Source organism: Streptomyces tatrensis (assembly GCF_049310065.1).
GTDB lineage: Bacteria > Actinomycetota > Actinomycetes > Streptomycetales > Streptomycetaceae > Streptomyces.
Genome location: NZ_JBMDLB010000011.1, coordinates 4,959,855 through 4,976,834, shown reverse-complemented (window position 1 = coordinate 4,976,834; position 16,980 = coordinate 4,959,855). Strand labels below are relative to the sequence as shown.

General features: G+C 69.0%; 22 protein-coding genes. 8 read left to right on the top strand and 14 right to left on the bottom strand.

The annotated features are described in order from the left end of the window. The first annotated feature begins 28 nt into the window (after positions 1-28). The gene (locus ACODT5_RS38555) at positions 29-376 is read left to right on the top strand and encodes a ParB N-terminal domain-containing protein (protein ID WP_422523660.1); all 348 of its coding nucleotides are present in this window, start codon (positions 29-31) and stop codon (positions 374-376) included. Here the strand turns inward: ACODT5_RS38555 and ACODT5_RS38550 are convergent. The 5 genes from ACODT5_RS38550 to ACODT5_RS38530 all read right to left on the bottom strand — a co-directional run bounded on the left by ACODT5_RS38550 (position 347) and on the right by ACODT5_RS38530 (position 4,118). Further along, positions 347-943, bottom strand: a complete 597-nt coding sequence (locus ACODT5_RS38550; RefSeq protein ID WP_422523659.1) for a hypothetical protein — start codon at positions 941-943, stop codon at positions 347-349. The genes ACODT5_RS38555 and ACODT5_RS38550 overlap by 30 nt on opposite strands. 95 nt (positions 944-1,038) lie before the next feature. Then, a complete protein-coding gene (locus ACODT5_RS38545; RefSeq protein ID WP_422523658.1) occupies positions 1,039-1,893 on the bottom strand; it encodes a hypothetical protein in 855 nt (284 codons plus the stop codon). Then, positions 1,874-2,782, bottom strand: a complete 909-nt coding sequence (locus ACODT5_RS38540) for an aldo/keto reductase (RefSeq protein WP_422523657.1) — start codon at positions 2,780-2,782, stop codon at positions 1,874-1,876. Before ACODT5_RS38540 ends, ACODT5_RS38545 begins: the two co-directional genes overlap by 20 nt. Further along, positions 2,779-3,966 carry a cupin domain-containing protein gene (locus tag ACODT5_RS38535; RefSeq protein WP_422523656.1) on the bottom strand — a complete coding sequence of 396 codons (1,188 nt, stop codon included), beginning with the start codon at positions 3,964-3,966 and terminating at the stop codon, positions 2,779-2,781. The genes ACODT5_RS38540 and ACODT5_RS38535 overlap by 4 nt, the downstream gene beginning before the upstream one ends. Before the next feature lie 14 nt (positions 3,967-3,980). Continuing rightward, positions 3,981-4,118, bottom strand: a complete 138-nt coding sequence (locus ACODT5_RS38530; RefSeq protein ID WP_422523655.1) for a hypothetical protein — start codon at positions 4,116-4,118, stop codon at positions 3,981-3,983. 654 nt (positions 4,119-4,772) lie between these two features. Between ACODT5_RS38530 and ACODT5_RS38525 the strand changes: the two genes are divergently transcribed. Further along, complete coding sequence (locus tag ACODT5_RS38525) at positions 4,773-6,227, top strand: NsdA family TPR-like regulatory protein (RefSeq protein WP_422523654.1); 1,455 nt, start codon at positions 4,773-4,775, stop codon at positions 6,225-6,227. A 16-nt stretch (positions 6,228-6,243) separates the two neighbouring features. Further along, the gene (locus tag ACODT5_RS38520; protein WP_422523653.1) at positions 6,244-6,729 is read left to right on the top strand and encodes a hypothetical protein; all 486 of its coding nucleotides are present in this window, start codon (positions 6,244-6,246) and stop codon (positions 6,727-6,729) included. 62 nt (positions 6,730-6,791) lie between these two features. Here ACODT5_RS38520 and ACODT5_RS38515 read toward each other — a convergent pair whose 3' ends face one another. After that, on the bottom strand, positions 6,792-7,253 hold the full coding sequence (locus ACODT5_RS38515; protein WP_422523652.1) for a hypothetical protein: 462 nt from the start codon (positions 7,251-7,253) through the stop codon (positions 6,792-6,794). A 662-nt stretch (positions 7,254-7,915) separates the two neighbouring features. Here ACODT5_RS38515 and ACODT5_RS38510 point away from each other — a divergent pair. Next, positions 7,916-8,458: a hypothetical protein gene (locus tag ACODT5_RS38510; RefSeq protein ID WP_422523651.1), complete on the top strand. Its 543-nt coding sequence runs from the start codon at positions 7,916-7,918 to the stop codon at positions 8,456-8,458. 364 nt (positions 8,459-8,822) lie between these two features. Here ACODT5_RS38510 and ACODT5_RS38505 read toward each other — a convergent pair whose 3' ends face one another. From ACODT5_RS38505 to ACODT5_RS38490, 4 genes are all read right to left on the bottom strand, one after another. Further along, positions 8,823-9,779 (bottom strand): pirin family protein, encoded by a 957-nt coding sequence (locus tag ACODT5_RS38505; protein WP_422523650.1) that lies wholly within the window; start codon positions 9,777-9,779, stop codon positions 8,823-8,825. Positions 9,780-9,823: 44 nt separating this feature from the next. Then, on the bottom strand, positions 9,824-10,114 hold the full coding sequence (locus ACODT5_RS38500; protein WP_422523649.1) for a cupin domain-containing protein: 291 nt from the start codon (positions 10,112-10,114) through the stop codon (positions 9,824-9,826). A 152-nt stretch (positions 10,115-10,266) separates the two neighbouring features. After that, positions 10,267-10,620 carry a hypothetical protein gene (locus tag ACODT5_RS38495; protein WP_422523648.1) on the bottom strand — a complete coding sequence of 118 codons (354 nt, stop codon included), beginning with the start codon at positions 10,618-10,620 and terminating at the stop codon, positions 10,267-10,269. Next, positions 10,620-11,003 carry a hypothetical protein gene (locus ACODT5_RS38490; RefSeq protein ID WP_422523647.1) on the bottom strand — a complete coding sequence of 128 codons (384 nt, stop codon included), beginning with the start codon at positions 11,001-11,003 and terminating at the stop codon, positions 10,620-10,622. Before ACODT5_RS38490 ends, ACODT5_RS38495 begins: the two co-directional genes overlap by 1 nt. A gap of 294 nt (positions 11,004-11,297) precedes the next feature. Between ACODT5_RS38490 and ACODT5_RS38485 the strand changes: the two genes are divergently transcribed. Then, entirely contained in the window at positions 11,298-11,732 is a 435-nt protein-coding gene (locus ACODT5_RS38485; protein WP_422523646.1) for a hypothetical protein, read from the top strand. Positions 11,733-11,735: 3 nt separating this feature from the next. Here the strand turns inward: ACODT5_RS38485 and ACODT5_RS38480 are convergent, their stop codons facing one another. The 4 genes from ACODT5_RS38480 to ACODT5_RS38465 are packed head-to-tail and all read right to left on the bottom strand — an operon-like array spanning position 11,736 to position 14,348. Continuing rightward, complete coding sequence (locus tag ACODT5_RS38480; protein WP_422523645.1) at positions 11,736-12,695, bottom strand: ArsR/SmtB family transcription factor; 960 nt, start codon at positions 12,693-12,695, stop codon at positions 11,736-11,738. Between the two features lie 23 nt (positions 12,696-12,718). Beyond that, complete coding sequence (locus ACODT5_RS38475; RefSeq protein ID WP_243330916.1) at positions 12,719-13,186, bottom strand: SseB family protein; 468 nt, start codon at positions 13,184-13,186, stop codon at positions 12,719-12,721. A gap of 48 nt (positions 13,187-13,234) precedes the next feature. Then, on the bottom strand, positions 13,235-13,516 hold the full coding sequence (locus ACODT5_RS38470) for a DUF397 domain-containing protein (protein ID WP_422523644.1): 282 nt from the start codon (positions 13,514-13,516) through the stop codon (positions 13,235-13,237). Beyond that, positions 13,497-14,348 carry a helix-turn-helix domain-containing protein gene (locus ACODT5_RS38465; protein ID WP_422523643.1) on the bottom strand — a complete coding sequence of 284 codons (852 nt, stop codon included), beginning with the start codon at positions 14,346-14,348 and terminating at the stop codon, positions 13,497-13,499. The genes ACODT5_RS38470 and ACODT5_RS38465 overlap by 20 nt, the downstream gene beginning before the upstream one ends. Before the next feature lie 119 nt (positions 14,349-14,467). On the opposite strand from ACODT5_RS38465, the gene ACODT5_RS38460 reads away from it, so the two are divergent. The 3 genes from ACODT5_RS38460 (at position 14,468) to ACODT5_RS38450 (ending at position 16,972) form a co-directional block, all read left to right on the top strand. Further along, entirely contained in the window at positions 14,468-14,677 is a 210-nt protein-coding gene (locus ACODT5_RS38460; RefSeq protein WP_422523642.1) for a hypothetical protein, read from the top strand. Further along, the gene (locus tag ACODT5_RS38455) at positions 14,674-15,078 is read left to right on the top strand and encodes an ATP-binding protein (protein WP_422523641.1); all 405 of its coding nucleotides are present in this window, start codon (positions 14,674-14,676) and stop codon (positions 15,076-15,078) included. The genes ACODT5_RS38460 and ACODT5_RS38455 overlap by 4 nt, the downstream gene beginning before the upstream one ends. A gap of 67 nt (positions 15,079-15,145) precedes the next feature. After that, complete coding sequence (locus ACODT5_RS38450) at positions 15,146-16,972, top strand: acyl-CoA dehydrogenase (RefSeq protein WP_422523640.1); 1,827 nt, start codon at positions 15,146-15,148, stop codon at positions 16,970-16,972. Positions 16,973-16,980: the final 8 nt, after the last annotated feature.

The window sequence follows — 16,980 nt, the reverse complement described above, 5'->3', positions numbered from 1 at the left end:
TGAAGTACCGCCCCGCCGCCACCAAGCCATGCGGCACCCACACAACAAGGAGAACCTTCTGAAGATCCACCCCTTCGCCGACAGCCTCCCCATGCTCCCCGAGGACGAACTCCACGACCTCGCCGAATCGATCAAGGCCGAAGGCCAGCACAAGGACATCGTCCTCGACCGTGACGGCGTCGTCATCGACGGCCGCAACCGCCTCGCCGCCTGCAAACTCGCCGGAATCGAACCCCGCTTCACCACCTACAACGGCGACGACCCCATCCGCGTGATCGTCTCGCACAACGTGCACCGCCGGCACATCAGCAAGGGCCAGCAAGCCATGATCACCGTGATGGCGTGTTCATTTTCGGGACACTCCCTGCGCGAGTAGGCCAAGCTCCACGCCATCAGCCGCAGCCGCCTCTCCGCCGCCAACGTCGTCTACAAGCACGCCTCCGACCTCGCCAAGCGGGTCCAGGCCGGGACGCTCGGGCTCGACGCCGCCCACGCCGAAGCCCTCCAGCGCAAAGCCCAGGCCGAAGTCTCCGCCGCCCAGTACGAGCACCTGCGCAAGCACGCACCCGACCTCGCCGACCAGGTCGCCGAAGAGCTCATCACCCTCGACGATGCCACCCGGGCACTCGACCAGCGGCTCGAAGAAGAACGCCTCCGCCGGCGCGTGAAGGAAATCGACGCCATCCGAGCCGCTGACGGAGACACCGCACCCGCCCACACCCACCTCGCCGAGCAGGGCGACATCACCTGGGAGGAAGCCCACCAGCGCGCCGAACAGCACCACACCCGACGCCAGGAGAGCATCCACCACACCCAGCAGGTCCTCCAGGTCCTCGCCGACAACTGGACCGCCATCCAGAACCTCCAAGCCCAGGCTGGCAGCCCCTACGCGAAGGAAATCCTCGACGGCATCACACCCGAAGCCCGCACCCTCGCCCAACACCTAACCGCCCGGTCCTGACGCCGTGAACGCCTGTGGGGCCGACGCCGAACGCGTCGGCCCCACAGGGGCTTGTACCGCCCAGGCCAGCACAGGGGTTAGGCAGTGATCTCTGCCGGGGCTGTGGCCGGGGGGCGGATGCCAGTCAACTCTTCGGCGCGGTCCAGAAGGAGCGGCGCGAGCTTGGGATAGAAGCCTCGCGCGACGGCCTGGAGTATCTCCGCGAGTGCGGCCAGTTCGCCGATGCGGCCAGCGGGAGTGCCTAGGACGTTCGCGAAGTGGCTGCGGATGCGGGTGGCGACGAGGGGGACCCGGAGGCTGTGCGCGTGGAGGAGGCCGGGGTCGTAGCCCACGGGGACGCGGCCCCAGCGCTCCCAGTCCAGGAGGGTCAGCGGCATTCCGGTGAGGTTGCCCCAGTGCAGGTCACCGTGGCCGGTGACGCGCTCGATCTTGGCCGGGGTGGGGATGCCGAGGTACTGGGGGAAGGCCCGCTCGATCCAGTCATCCCGCACCGTCTCCTTGGCGCCCTCCACTTCCGCCAGGCGGTCGAGGGAGTGGCGCAGAGCCGCCCACCATTCGTCAGGCAGGGCAGGGTTGCGGACCAGCTCCGGAGTCCGGGGTGACACGACGGGGTGCGGGACCAGGTCCAAGACTTCCGCCTCGAAGGCGTACTCGCCCTCGGTCCAGTCGTAGGTTCCGTGGACAGCCGGACGCGGTACGTCGCGGGGCACTAGGAGGTCGGCGCCGACGATTCCTTGCCCGTGCTTGCGTCCGGCGTTCTTGACCAGGCTCCGGCTGACGCGCAGCCAGTAGGGGCCCGAGCGGCGGCCTAGGGTGAAGCCCGCGAAGCCCCACGCCAGCGGCCCAGAGCAGACCAGGCCGACCGCTTCCGCCGCACGTGTGTGCGCGGCCGTCATCAGCGTCCCGGTGGCCTCATCCGGTGGCAAGTTCATCGGTCACTCTCCTGAGGTGTTCACGGGTGAGGGGCGCGGCCAGGGCTTTGGCGGCATCGTCCCAGTGTTCGCGGCTGCTGGACGAGGTCAGCACGACATCCAGGGCCGGGCAGGAGGCAGCAGCCAGCAGGCCGGCGGCGCCAGGCGAGAGGCCGGGGCGGATCAAGTCCACCAGTTCGGGTGTCATGGCGTCGAGGAGTTCGCCGCCGTGCAGGGGCGCGGAGCCGAAGGTGAGCATCCCGGCGTCCCGGGCCTGGACCAGGGGCCCGCCGCCGTTGAGGGCCTGCGTGATCGGCGCGTCCGTGATCAGGCTCACGGGCATCTGTAGGCCGATGAGGTGGTGCCCCTCGGAACCTGCCGCCTCACGGGCGAGAGTCGTCAACTCGGGAACGCTGAAAACGCCTTCCCGAAGACCGGACCAGGTGGCCACCCCGTATCCGCCGATCCGGCGGAGCTGCACCAGCCCTTCCAGGACTCGGAACACTTCTCTCAGGCGCCAGTGCATCACCGCCCGGCCCCCGTCGTGAATGGCACGCTCAGGGTTGTGGACGAACAGCAGGTCCACACGTCCGAGTTGGGAGACTGCCTCTTCCACCTGATGGCAGATGAACCGGGGGTCGAGGCTGTGTCCTGCGGCGGCATCCTCTTCGGGAAGGACATCCAGAGCCAGGGCGGTACGGGCCTGAGCCCGGGAGAAGAACCCCGCCTTGGTCGCCACCCGAGTTGCCCCCGGATGCTCCCGCAGGACCGGCCCGAGGTGGTGTTGCGCCGTCCCCTCGGCGTAGTTCGGCGCGGTGTCGATCCACGGGGTTCCCGCCCGCAGAGCCGTTCGAGCCGCCTCGGTAACATCCCGGACCCGGTAGGTCCCCAGAGCCAGGGCCGCCGTCACAGGGCAGTCCCCACGACGGCGACGGCCTGGCCCTCGATGAGGACCGAGACCAGCGCGGCCACATCCTTCACTTCCAGACCCGCGCAGTTCGCGAGATCGCCCAGCGTGGCCGGGGCGCCGAGCAGCAGGAGGTGAAGGGCCGGCGCGGCCGCATCGGCGAAGTCCCATGCAGTACCGGCCGCCGAGAACGTAACCGTGCTGTGCCCGCTGTTCTCCACCACGCGCGCCCTCGGAGCGGTCAGCCGCACGGAGATCTCCGGCCGCGCGGGGAGAGCATCCACGTACGGCAGCGAGGGGATGGCGTGGCCCAGGTCGGTCGTGTCGATCGACTCCGCCCAGCGTTCCACCAGGCGGGGGTCCGCCAGCTCATCCAGCACTTCACGGCGCAGCGCGGCGATGAAGTCCGACTGGTCCGGCAGGGAGGCGAACCGCGGAATGTCCTTGCGTAGGGCGAGGGAGGAGCGGAGCTGATCGATGACCCAGAGCATGAGGTCCGCGCCCGTGTGCGGGACCATGCCGAAGGTGAGGTGGAGGGATTCCGTCCCTTGGTCGGCGGTGACCGCGTGCCACCAGCCGCGCGGCAGATAGAGCACGTCACCAGGCGCGAGGACGATGTCCGCCATCGGGTCACCCTCGGGCGTCTCCGGCGACTCCACGTCCCGGAAGGTGGGCGCCTCACGGGTGGACCCGTACAGGCGCCATCGCTTGGAGCCGTGCAACTGGATCACGACGACATCGTGATCGTCCCAGTGCAGGCCGAAGCCCTCCCGATCGGTCCACGACGCGTACACGTTGGCCTGCACGGAAGTTCCGAGGAAGCGTTCCAGGCCCTCGGCAGCCATGCCCACGGGCGGATGGATCTTCTCGACCGCATCCAGGACCAGCGACGCGTCGTCCTTGAGCTGGGTGTGCAGTTCGGCCGGCTGAATGCGGGACCAGGTCACCGCGCGCCGGTTCGTCGTCGGAACCGCGTAGCGGTGAACCGGGACCATCTCGCCATCCACCGACAGCCGCAGCCGGGGCGGCTCCAGGCGCTGAGTGGCGATGATCCGGTTGAGGTCGTCCCAGGAGAAGAGGTCCGCCACATCGGCGGCGCCGGGAATGTGCGCGTAGGAGCGGTGGTACGTCTGGGCGAGGAACGTGTCCCCGCCCAGACGCCCCGCCCACGAAGCAGAATCAAGCATCGTGGGCAGCCCCGTTAGTCGTTGCCGTCGGAACGTCCGCTACTGACGTCGGACTCCTGCTCGGCGCGGGTGCGAGCGGCCGCGATCTTCCGCTTCGCGACGAGCAGGCCACCCCCCTCGGGGGCAACGGAACCCTGGTTCTCTTCCACCATCGAACTTTCCTTTCTCTGGGGAACTCCCACCGGAGGACCCGGCGGGAAGACTGGAGTCGGGCGAGCCGAAGAGCCGCTATGACGTGGCGTAGATGCCAGCGGCGTACAGGCCGACAGAGCCGATGAGCATGGCCAGGTACAAAGGGCCGGCGAATCGCCCGAACCGGCGCAGGACCCAATGACCTAAGCCGTGCACTACGCCGCGCCCGAATGGACAACCGCCGGGCGAAGGGACCGCGCCGACACCGTCCGCCGACCCGTACACCGCGCACATTCGCAAGGCGGGTACCGGCCCGGGTCGTAGAGGATCGCCACTGGCTCGCCCTCACGCACCACGGTTTCGCTCTCCCAGGTCCGACCGCTGTCCCGGGAGACGCGCATCGTCATCAGCGCACGCGGTTTCTCGCCGTCAAAGCTCGGGACCAGCGACCCCCCGGACGAGGAGGTCACCAGATCTGTCTTCTCAGCCATGCCGCTTGCCTCTCTCTCGGAGCCGCCGGGGCCCGGATTGGTGCGGTGAGCGCGCATGAAAAGGATTGCTCTGGAGCCAGGCTCAGCCGATGACCGGCGGGTATTACCTAGGCGGTAATACGCTTCCTCGTTAGGTGATTTGAGGATCTTCCCGGCTACGCTCCCGACGAAGGCTGTGCCCCGATGACGCATCCCGGCCCCACCCAAGGCCACCTGCTGTCCGCCGAGCTGCTTGCGCGCGATGACCTCCGCCTGGCGCTGGTAGAGCACGACTTCGCCGCCGCCTTTCGGCTCGTCAAGAAGTACGGCGGCTTGTCTCAGAACCGGATCGCATCAGCCTGCCAACTCACACCAGGCAAGGTCTCCACGATCATGTCCGGCAGCCAGAAGGTCGCGTCGTTCGACGTGATCGCGCGCATCGCGGACGGCTTGGGCATCCCTGGCCATCTCGTCGGCTTAGCGGCACGGCCCTGGGAGGGACAGCGTTCCGGGCCGCCGGAGACCTCCCACGACTCCCCGCCCGCCGATGATGTGCCCTGGCACCCGGAGGTGACGACTGCCCTTGCCGCGCAACTCACCGGAACCGATCTCGCCATGGACAGACGCACCGCCACACGACTCCTCACCGCAGCCGCACTGACCGGGACGACCCTGCTCGACCCCCTCGAAGGATGGTTGGCCGCACCAGCCCGAGCAGAAGAACGACGCCGACCAGGCCGACTCGGCATCCACGACGTTGGCCAGCTTGAACAGACCGCAGTCGCCTTCCGCCGCTGGGACCATCAGTTCGGCGGGGGCCTTCGCTCCAAAGCCGTTCTGGGCCAGCTCAACGACACCGCCGCCGCACTCGAAGACCACCAGTCACCCGAGGTCGAGAAGCGGCTCTACCGCGTCATGGCCCAGCTCTCAGGGACCGCCGCCACCATGGCTTGGGACTCCGGCCACCAGCGACGCGCACAGGACTACTACCGGCTCGCCCTCCGCGCGGCCCATGCAGGCGACGACATCCCCTTCGGCGCCAACGTGCTGGCCGGCATGGCCCGCCAGATGCTCTATACCGACCGCCCCACCGACGCGCTAGAACTGATCCGCCTGGCACAGGACGGAAGCCGAGGCCTCAGCGGCCCACGAGTGCGGGCCATGCTGCACACCCGGGAAGCATGGGCATACGCGGCCATGGGCCGGGCAGCAGCGTTCCGACGCGCGACCGGACAGGCCGAGGACGAGCTAGCGTCAGCCGGACCCCAGAAGGACGAGCCGTACTGGATTAGCTACTTCGATCAGGCCGAACTGTCCGGGGTAACCGGCGGACGGCTTCTCGACCTGGCCCGCACCGACCCGCACAGCCACGCGGACTCCGCCGCCGAGCACATCCGGACAGCGCTGCAAGCACGCGGCACGGAGGCCGGCCGATCTCACGCACTCGACCAGATCGGGCTTGCCGAGACACGGTTTCTCGCGGGCGACCTCACCGGCGCCGTGGAGGAAACTCAACGAGCGGTCGCGGCTGCATCCCTCACTCAGTCCAGTCGAGTCCGGACGCAGTTGGGGGCTCTGTACCAGTACACCGTGGGCCGCTCCGAGAGCAGGGCCGTACGAGAGACCCGCGATAGCATCCGCGAGCTACTGGCGAACTGACACGAAGGGGGACGGCATGACCGTGATTGCAGTGACCGGACACATGGACCTCACCGACGAGAGCGTGCCGCTGGTCCGCGAAGCGCTCGTGACACTGATCAGTCCATACACCGAGGACGGGCTGACCGGGGTTTCCTGCATCGCCAAGGGTGCGGACGCGCTGTTCGCCGACACGGTTCTGTCGCTCGGGGGCCGGCTGGTCGTTGTCGTGCCGTCCCAGGACTACCGGGAGGCCAAGGTCAAGGCCGACTACGCGGCCGAGTTTGACCGCCTCCACCAGGCCGCTGCCGAGGTCGCCGTGATGCCGTACGCCGAGGCCAACCGGGAAGCGTACGAGGCTGCGAACAGCGAGCTCCTCCGGCGTGCGGACAGGCTCGTTGCCGTGTGGGACGGTCAACCAGGCAATGGCCGGGGCGGTACCGCCGACACAGTGGCGGAGGCCCGAACGAACGGACTGCCGGTTGACGTCGTCTGGCCCAATGGTGCCGCCAGAAAGGGCTGATCCTTTCCGCCCCGCAGCCCCGCCCCGGAGTGCTCCGGGGCGGGGCCGTGCCGTGTGGGGTGTCAGCCGATGTCGATGCGCTCGCGGTCGCCGTACTGCCAGACGTTGACGAGGCCGCCGGTGCCGCCAACCTTCACGTCGACGTCATCGCCGGCACCCCGGGTACCGGTGGCGTGGATGTGCTGGTCCACGGGCTTGTTGCAGTCGACGGTGATCCACGTGTACCCGCCGGAGGCGGGGCCGTGGCCGACGGCGGCCTTCTCGTTGAAGATGAGGCCCGGGTTGCAGTCGGCGAAGAAGTCACCGTCCAGGACGTAGCCGGTGGGGCCGCTGTCGGTGACGGTGCCGTTGAACGTGACCGAGAAGATGACGTTCCCGAAGGGATCGTGCTCCCGGTACGTCGCGTACACGTTCTGGGTGGAGGCCTGGGCGGGTGTCGCGGCGGCCAGCGGCACGGCCAGGGCGGCGAGCCCTGCCGCGGTGGTGGCCAGTCGGCGCAGGCGCGGCTTGATTTCGACAGACATGACAGCTCCACTCTTCGCGATCACTCGAGTACGGTGCGCTGCCAGAGTGTTGTGTGTGGCGAGTGTTACGGAAGACGCTTTTCGGACTGCGGAATCTCGGCCATGTCCGGGTCGGACCGCTCGAACAGACGGCCCCGATCCCTCGCCCACCCGCCGTCAGCGTACGGATGGGTGAAGGCGAGAACCGGGGCGCCCGGGGGACATCGACGTGTATCACGTAGGACACGTCGTGGCCGGCGGTGGCTTCGTCGCCGATCTTCTTGGCTCAAGCTTCGAACTCGTCGGGGCGCTTGGTGGCGATGATGAGCCGGTTGCCCTCGTCCAGGATGATTCTCGGTCTCCTTCGGGGGTGGCGTGTGCCCGATTCTGCCGGGCTCCTAGGGCTTTCCACCCGGTATCGCCGAGGGCGAAGAGGCAGCCGGCCTGAGCGAGACAGGTCCGCGGGCGTACCGGCGATACAGGCTTGAGAGGGGAGGCGAGGGGGCCGGACCCCTTCCGTCGACGCACGGGCAGTGCAGGGTCTTCCCCGGGCCAAGGTCAACAGCGGCGCTATCCGGCCATCCCCCGAAGATCCCTGGTCCGCCCCTGTTCCTGCCGGTAGGTTTGCTCACGAAACGTAACCGTTCCCGCACGTAGAGTGTGGGGCCGGAAGGGGATCTGCCATGTCCGACGCGTCCTACCCGGAATTGTTCACCCTGCGGAACTTCGAGGGGACCTCATCGCAGGTCAAGCCCGGCAAGTACCCGACGATGCAGCCCGTCCGTGACATCGGCGACAACGCGGTCAACTCGATCAAGGTCCCCGCCGGGTTCCGCGTCCGCCTCTACCAGTACGAGGACTTCGGCGGCTGCCGCCTGACCCTGACCGAGGACACGCAGCGCGTCGACTTCAACCAGACCACGTCCTCCATCCAGATCGAGAAGATCGGCGACGTCTCCGGCACGGAGGGAGTCAACCTGTTCTCCCAGATCAACTTCGGCGGCAGCGGCGGCCCGCTCCAGTACAACGTGCCCAACCTCAGCGAGGGCGGCCTCGGCGAGGACATCGGCAACGACAACCTCAGCTCCCTGCGCATCCCGGCTGGGTACAAGGTCACCCTCTGGTCGGAGACCAACTACCAGGGCGAGAAGCTGGTGCTGACCGAGGACACGATGCACCTCAGCTTCCGCGACACGACCTCATCCCTCGTCGTGGAAGAAATCTGACCCCAGCACTGACGGAGGCCCCGCACCACCCTCAGGTAGCGGGGCTGAGTCATGTAGACCGCCGCTAGTCTTCTTTAGCAGGTCTACGTACCACCGGAGACGAGGAACGACAGTCGGGCTTCGACGATCGCCCGGAGCAGCCGGTTCCCGCCGGGCGGCAGTGTGTCTTCTTGCGGACACCATCGCCGATTGCCATCCGCTCTACAGCGAAGCCGCAGGTCAGCGACCTGCGGCTTGCTTGTTGCCTACGCCTTTCGCAGCGCGCCTTGCCCTCCGAATGCCCCATCTGAGGCAGACGCCATGCACCAGGGGCTGGTAGGGCACGGGTGGACGATGCGACTCGCCACGCAGCTCTGCGCCGCGGTCAGATACCTCCGGCCGGGATCGTGCCCAGGCGGCCCGCCTGGAAGTCGTCGAAGGCCTGGGACAGCTCGGCGTGGCTGTTCATGACGAACGGGCCGTAGTGCGCCATGGGTTCGCGGATGGGTAGGCCGCCGAGCAGGACTACCTCGAAGTTCGCACTGCGCGTGTCCTGCGACGCGTCGGCGCGGATCGTCAGGGAGTCACCGCCGCCGAAGACTACCGACTGGCCCATCTTGAACGGGCGGCGCTCGACTCCGGCCGCGCCGCTGCCCGCGAGGCCGTAGGCGAGGGCGTTGAACTCGGGCCGCCAGGGCAGGGTGACCTCGGCGCCGGGGTACACCGACGCGTGGATCATCGTGATCGGCGTGTGCGTGGCGCCGGGGCCGGCGTGGCCCGCGATGTCGCCCGCGATCAGGCGGATCAGAGCGCCGCCGTCCTGCGAGGCGAGCATCTTCACGGTGCCGCCGCGGATGTCCTGGTACTTCGGCGCGATCATCTTGTCCTTGGCGGGCAGGTTCACCCACAACTGCAGCCCGTGGAAGAGGCCGCCGGACGCGACGAGCGACTCCGGTGGAGTCTCGATGTGCAGGAGGCCGGAGCCCGCCGTCATCCACTGGGTGTCGCCGTCGGTGATGACGCCGCCGCCGCCGTGCGAGTCCCGGTGGATGAAGGTGCCGTCGATGATGTACGTGACAGTCTCGAAGCCGCGGTGCGGGTGCCAAGGGGTCCCCTTCGGCTCCCCGGCTCCGTAGTCCACCTCGCCCATCTGGTCCATCATGATGAACGGGTCCAGGTGCTGGTAGTTGATGCCCGCGAACGCGCGGCGCACCGGGAATCCCTCACCCTCGAAGCCGGACGGGGCGTCCACGACGGCCAGGACGGGACGGGCCTGAGCGCCTTCGGCGGAAGCGGTGACGCGCGGCAACGCGAGCGGGTTCTCTACGGTCACGGCAGGCATGGATCGACTCCTTCAGTCTCGGGTGGTTCCGGCGTTTGCGCTGGTCAGCGACTGTGCGTGGGGGCAGGGAAGCCGATCGCGGCTACACTCCCCCAACTGGTAGAGTCCTTGGGCTCGCCCGGCGCGTACTCCACCTCGCCCATCTGGTCCATCATGATGAACGGGTCGAGGTACTGGTAGTTGATCCCGGCGAACGCACGGCGCACCGGGAACCCCTCGCCCTCGAAGCCACCCGGGGCGGTCGTGACGGCCAGCACCTTGCGGGCGGTCGTCTCCTGGGCCGGCTCCCCGACGCGCGGGAGCGTCAACGGGTTCTCCACAGTCACTGCAGGCATGGTCGGAACCTCCTTCTGGCGTCGAGTTTAGTTGAAACCCGAACTTTCTGCCACCCGACAGAACAGAGAAGACCCCGGGGGAATTCCCCCGGGGTCCACGGCTCCTACAGCTTGCTCCTCCGGCGTTCCGTCTGCAGCCCGTCAGCAGCCCGTCAGCAGTGCCGCAGCCCGTAAGCGCCGGGATCGGCGTCGAACACCGCCGAGGTGTCCACGACCGACGCGGGCACCTGGCCCCACGCCGACCGCAGGTCACCGCGCACGCGGTACCACCTGCTGCCGGCGTCCCCCGTCGTCCAGCAGACGAACCCGTGCGGGCTGGTGACCAGGGTGTCCACGGGCCGCCCGGGTGCCCCGAACACGTCCGTGGGCACGGCGTGGCCGCAGATCAGCACCCCGCCCTGGACCCCGCACCCCGCGGCCTGCGCCGGCGCCGCTGCCAGGACCCCCGTACCCAGCATCAGCACCCCCGCGACCGCCAGGGAGCCGGCCCTGCCCGGTGTCCGCATCAGCAGTGCCGCATGCCGTACGCGCCGGGGTTGGCGTCGAAGGCCGACGACGTGTAGACCACGGAGGCCGGGACCATCCCGAAGTTCCTGTTCACGTCGCCGTACGCGCCGTACCAGGTCTTGTTGCCGCCGTCGTGGGCCTCGCCCGTCGTCCAACAGTCGAAGGTGCTCGGGTTGCTGGTGAGCGTGTTCACCCACGGAGCGCTGAAGCTCGCCCACCGGAACATGTCGACGTTCGCCGTGTTGCCGCAGTAGAGCTTGCCTCCGCTGACCCCGCACCAGGCGGCCTGCGCCGGCGCCGCCGTCAGGACCCCCGTACCCAGCGCCAGCGCCCCCACCGCAGCAACCGTGGCGAGCTTGGTCCGAATCGATGTACGCGACATCGCAGCCTCCTCCGAATGGGCCGGGGACCCCCGATTGGTCTCCCCCGCAGCACTGATACTCGGGATCCGCCGCCGCCGCCGCGATCCTTTCGGGTACCGCCGAAACCTGCGCTCGGCCGCCGCCGTGGAGGAGGTGCGGACCGCCGCCCGGGTCCGCCCCGGCAGCGCGTCCAGCGCGCCGTCCGCCCGGTCCGGGGAGAGCGATCGCTCCCGGGACAACCAGGGGCCCCGGACGGGCGTCTTCATGATCGTTACGTACGGACCGACGCACGCCGCACGACAGGAGCCCGATCAGTGACCACCCCGGCGAACGAGGCCGACGGCGCGCAGCCCAGCGCGGAGATGGGCACCGGGCACGGGAAGCCGCGGGCCGCGCTCGCCGCACTGGGCTGGTCCGGCGCCGTCACGGCCGTGGTCGTGGCCCTCGGGTACGCCTCCTACCGGTGGGCGGCCACCGTCAGCCCGCTGCAACCGCTCCCCGGCTCGCCGTGGCCCTATCTCGCCACCTGGGGCGTCCTCTGCCTGGCCTGCTGCCTGCTGCTGCGCTGGTCGACGGGGTTCGGGGGCGTGGAGGGCGGCGCCAAGGCGGTCGGCGCCCTGGCCTTCGCGGGCATCCGCATCTCCCTGGCCCACCGCCCCGACCCCGCCCTCCTGTGGACGTACGGCGCCCTTGCCCTCGCGCTGATCGCGGCGGCGGCAGTCTTCTGGCGGCTCCGCCACCGCTCCTGACGTTCAGCCGCCGCTGTGGAGGAGGTCCACGCCCAGCGCCGTCGCGGAGTGCAGGACCGCCTTGCCGTCCCGCGCCGTGGTGATCAGGCCCGCCGCGCGCAGGGTCCGGGTGTGCTCCGAGACCGACGGGAGGCTGATGGCGAGGTCGCGGGCCAGCTCGGACGTGGTCCGCTGCTGGATCAGCAACTGGAGGACGGCCGCCCGGGTCCGCCCCAGCAGCGCGTCCAGCGCGCCGTCCGCCCGGTCCGGGGAGACCAGGGGCAGGGGGGTCAGCGCCGGGTAGAGGAGTACGTACGTCCCGTCCGGGGTGTCGTCCAGCAGCGGGCGGCCCGTCCAGAACGGCGAGGGCATCAGCACCAGCCCGCGCCCGCCGAGCCGGACCTCGTAGTCCGGCGGCCGGCCCACCTCGAAGACCAGACCCGACCAGTCGGCCGCCGGGTGCGTGCTCGCCAGGCAGGCCTTGATCCCGTGCGCGGCCAGCAGCCGGGTCCGCCAGGCCACGTCCGCCTGGAAGGACTGCCGGATCCGCGGCCAGTGCGGGGCTATGAGGACGTCGTACGCGGACCGGATCGCGGAGTCGAGCTGGTCCCAGGCCTCCCGGTCCTGCCCCCACAGGGCGCGCAGCCAGGACGGGGACCCGGGCGCACGGGTGGCCGCGCGGGCCAGCCCCTCCGGCGTGAGGAAGGGGACCCGGTCCCGGATGACGCTGAGGCCCTCCTCCAGGCTCCGGGCGTACGGCTCCACGAAGTGGGGGTTGTCGCCGTCGGGGCGCAGGAGATCGAACAGCGGCCGCACCCGCCCCGGCAGCTCCCGCGCGGCGAGGCTCCGCCAACGGCCGAAAACCGCCTGCTGATCCGTACGCTGCGCCGCGACGAGCGCGAGTGCCAGCTCCACCAGGGGCAGCGGCTCGCTCGCGAAGGTGACGTTGAGCAGGTCCTCGGCCTCGAAGTGCACGCGCAGCATGTCCGCCCCCGGGCCTCGTGTGCCTAGCCGTACATGCGGCGCATGGCGAAGTCGACCATCTGCTCGACCGCCTTCGCGTCGAAGACCATCCGGTGGTCGCCCTCCATGTCGAGGACGAAGCCGTAGCCGGTGGGCAGCAGGTCGATCACCTCGGCGCCGGTGATCACGAAGTACTTGGACTCCTTGCCGGCGTACCGGCGCAGCTCCTTGAGCGTGGTGAACATCGGGATGACCGGCTGCTGCGTGTTGTGCAGCGCGAGGAATCCCGGGGTGTCGCCGCGCGGGCAGTAGACCTTCGAGGAGGCGAAGATCTGCTGGAAGTCCTCGGCGGACAGCGACCCGGTCGTGAAGGCGCGTACCGCGTCCGCGAGGGAGGGCGGCGAGGGCTCCGGGTACAGCGGCTGCTGAGGCTGCTGCTGCGCGTAGCCCTGCTGGGGCTGGGCGTAGCCGCCCTGCTGCCCCGCGCTCACGTTCTGGTCATAGCCGTACATGGCCCGAAGCCTACCGAGGCGGTGGCCCGCCGGGACGACGAGTTCCGGTCAGTGGGACTTCAGCCCCGTAACGAAGCCCGCCCACGCGGTGGCCCCGATCATGAGGACGGGCCCGCCCTTCACCTTGGAATCCCGGACGGGGACCGTCCCGGTGAGCCCGTCGGCGACCTCGACGCAGTTGCCGCCGTCGCCGTTGCTGTGGGTGCTCTTACGCCAGCGGGCCGCACCAGGGAACGCCTCGGCCACCTCGACGCACTCGCCGCCGGTGCCGTTGCTAAAGCTGCTCTTGCGCCAGCAGGCGGACGTCAAGTCAATCTCGGTGCTTGCCATTTCTGAAGTCCTCTGCAGCTGCGTCGATCCTCGCCAGGGACGCCTCAGGTGACAGCGCGGCAGCCCTGAGCAGATCGTACGACCTGCGGTAGTCCTTCACGAGGGCCGGAAAGTCGATGAGTTGCCCACTGTGCAGGCTCTCGGTGTACACCACGGGGGGCGCATCCCCGAAGGTCATCAGCCTGGCCATTCCCATCATGAACGGGTGCGCAGCAGCGGTTTCCGGAACGATCTGCAGAATGGAACGCGTGGTTCGGACCACGTTCCCGATGTGCTCGAACAGCTCGGCCATCGCCTCCGGGGGCAGCACCGAACGCCGGAGCAGCGACTCATCCAGGATCCCCCAGTACTCCGGGGGGCTCTCCCCGGAGAAAAGGCGGGCCCGCGCCATACGCGCGGTTACCTTCTCCTCGATTTCGCCCTCAAGGGCTCGGGGCATTGCGGCCCGCGTGAGCGCCCGCGCGTAAGCGGCTGTCTGCAACAGCCCCGGTACCAGCATCGGCGCCCAGTCCTCGATCGTCTGGGCTCCCGGCTCCATCTCGGCGACGTCCGCGAAGTACTCCGCGTGCCCGGACTGCTTCGACTTGCGCGCATCTTCACAGCGCCGCTCGAAAAACCCGTCCGTCCCCAGCTTCCCGTCCACGTGCCGGGCCAGATCCAGCGGCATCCGGCGCTCGCCGTGCTCGATCTGGCTCAGGAACGGCACCCCCCGGAAGCTGCCCTCCGCCAGCTGTTCCAGCGTGAGACCAGCGGATTCCCGTTTGTAGCGCAGCTCGGCCCCATAGAAGGAGGGGACGTTCGCCGAAGCGTCGGGGTCCTTACGAGCGGGCACAACCCACCACCGCCATTTGCCACTTGTCCAGCGGAACTCGAAACCCTTCCAACGGTACGCCGGGCCGCGCCACGCTGTGAGCAGTTCGTCACTCCCCGCTGCGAAAGGCCGGCTCCGTCATGAGCGACCACCCCCACGACCACGAGGCGACCCAGACCCTGGACAACCTCCGAGCCGCACTCGCCACGCACGGCATCACGCTCCCCTCCCTGGACCTCCACCTCCTCTCCTACGCCGGGCGGTACGCCTCCCCACCCCTCATCGCCCTCGGCAACTGCAACCCCGCCACCGCGCAGCGCCTCGCCGAAGCCCTGGCCGGGCGCCCATGAACAGCCTCACGCTCCGACTCCTGGTCACCCCCGGCGCCATCCCCCTGGCCCGCCACGCAGTGCGGGAGCACCTGGGGAGCCACACCGCCGAGCTCTGCGTCAGCGAGCTGCTGACCAACGCCCTCACCCACCTGGGCGAAGGCACGCCCGTCACGCTGCGGATCACCGGAAGGGCAGCCCGTACGCGGGTCGAGCTCACCGACCCCGACCCGCACGCATGGCCCGTACGGCGGGAAGCGACGCCAGACGAGGAATCCGGCCGCGGCCTAGCCCTGCTCGACGCGCTCGCGCTGCAATGGGGCGTCATCCGGGGACCCGGGAGCAAGACCGTCTGGTGCGAGCTCGAACTTGACCCTGGTCACAGTCACCACGGAAGGGTTGCCGTTATTACCCGTGGGTAGCATCATTACGTTACCGATTGGTATGCACGAGGAACCACTCTCACCGAGCCTTAACGGAGCCGTCGCCATGGGGCACTACAAGTCGAATCTCCGCGACATCGAGTTCAACCTCTTCGAGGTACTCGGCCGCGACAACGTGTACGGCACTGGCCCGTTCGGTGAGATGGACACCGAGACCGCCAAGACGATCCTCAGCGAGATCGCCAAGCTCTCCGAGAACGAGCTGGCCGCCTCCTTCGAGGACGCCGACCGCAACCCGCCGGTCTTCGACCCGGCGACGAACACCGCGCCCGTCCCGGCATCCTTCAAGAAGAGCTACAAGGCCTTCATGGACTCCGAGTACTGGCGCCTGGGCCTGCCCGAGGAGATCGGCGGCACCACCTCGCCCCGCTCCCTGATCTGGGCCTTCGCCGAGACGATCCTGGGCGCGAACCCGGCCGTGTGGATGTACTCCTCCGGCCCGGCGTTCGCCGGCGTCCTCTTCGAAGAGGGCAACGAGGTCCAGAAGAAGATCGCCGCGCTCGCCGTCGAGAAGCGCTGGGGCTCCACCATGGTCCTCACCGAGCCGGACGCCGGCTCGGACGTCGGCGCGGGCCGCACCAAGGCGGTCCAGCAGGACGACGGCTCCTGGCACATCGAGGGCGTGAAGCGCTTCATCACCTCGGGTGAGCACGACATGGAGGAGAACATCCTCCACTACGTCCTCGCGCGCCCCGAGGGCCACGGCCCGGGCACGAAGGGGCTGTCCCTCTTCCTCGTCCCGAAGTTCCACTTCGACTGGGAGACCGGCGAGCTGGGCGAGCGCAACGGCGTCTACGCGACGAACGTCGAGCACAAGATGGGCCTCAAGGCCTCCAACACGTGCGAGATGACCTTCGGCGACCAGCACCCCGCCAAGGGCTGGCTGATCGGTGACAAGCACGACGGCATCCGCCAGATGTTCATGATCATCGAGTTCGCCCGGATGATGGTCGGCACGAAGGCCATCGCGACCCTGTCGACCGGCTACCTGAACGCGCTGGAGTACGCCAAGGAGCGCGTGCAGGGTCCGGACCTGGCCGAATTCATGGACAAGGCCGCCCCCAAGGTCACCATCACGCACCACCCCGACGTGCGCCGCTCGCTCATGACGCAGAAGGCGTACGCCGAGGGCATGCGCGCCCTGGTCCTGTACACCGCCTCGATCCAGGACGAGATCCAGGTCAAGCAGGCCGCCGGCGAGGACGCCGCGTCCCTGGTCGGGCTGAACGACCTGCTCCTGCCGATCGTGAAGGGCTACGGCTCCGAGCGGTCCTACGAGCAGCTCGCGCAGTCGCTCCAGACCTTCGGCGGCTCGGGCTACCTGCAGGAATACCCGATCGAGCAGTACATCCGCGACGCCAAGATCGACACCCTCTACGAGGGCACCACGGCCATCCAGGGCCAGGACTTCTTCTTCCGGAAGATCGTCCGCGACCAGGGTGCTTCCCTCAACGTCCTCTCCGAGACGATGAAGAAGTTCCTGGCCGAGGGCCCCGGCGGCGAGGACCTCGCCCCGGCCCGCGACGCGCTCGCGAAGGCGGCCGTCGACCTGGAGGCCATCGTCGGCCAGATGATCGTCGACCTCACCGCCACCGGCGAGGACGTCAAGAACATCTACAAGGTCGGCCAGAACACCACCCGCCTGCTGATGGCCTCCGGTGACGTGGTCGTCGGCTACCTGCTCCTCAAGGGCGCGGCCGTCGCCGCCGAGAAGCTGCCGGCCGCCTCCGCCAAGGACGTGCCGTTCTACACCGGCAAGATCGCGGCGGCGAAGTTCTTCGCCTCCCAGATCCTGCCGGGCGTCTCGGTGGCGCGCGCGCTCGCCGAGTCCGTCGACAACACCCTGATGGAGCTCGACGAGGCCGCCTTCTAAGGGCCCGT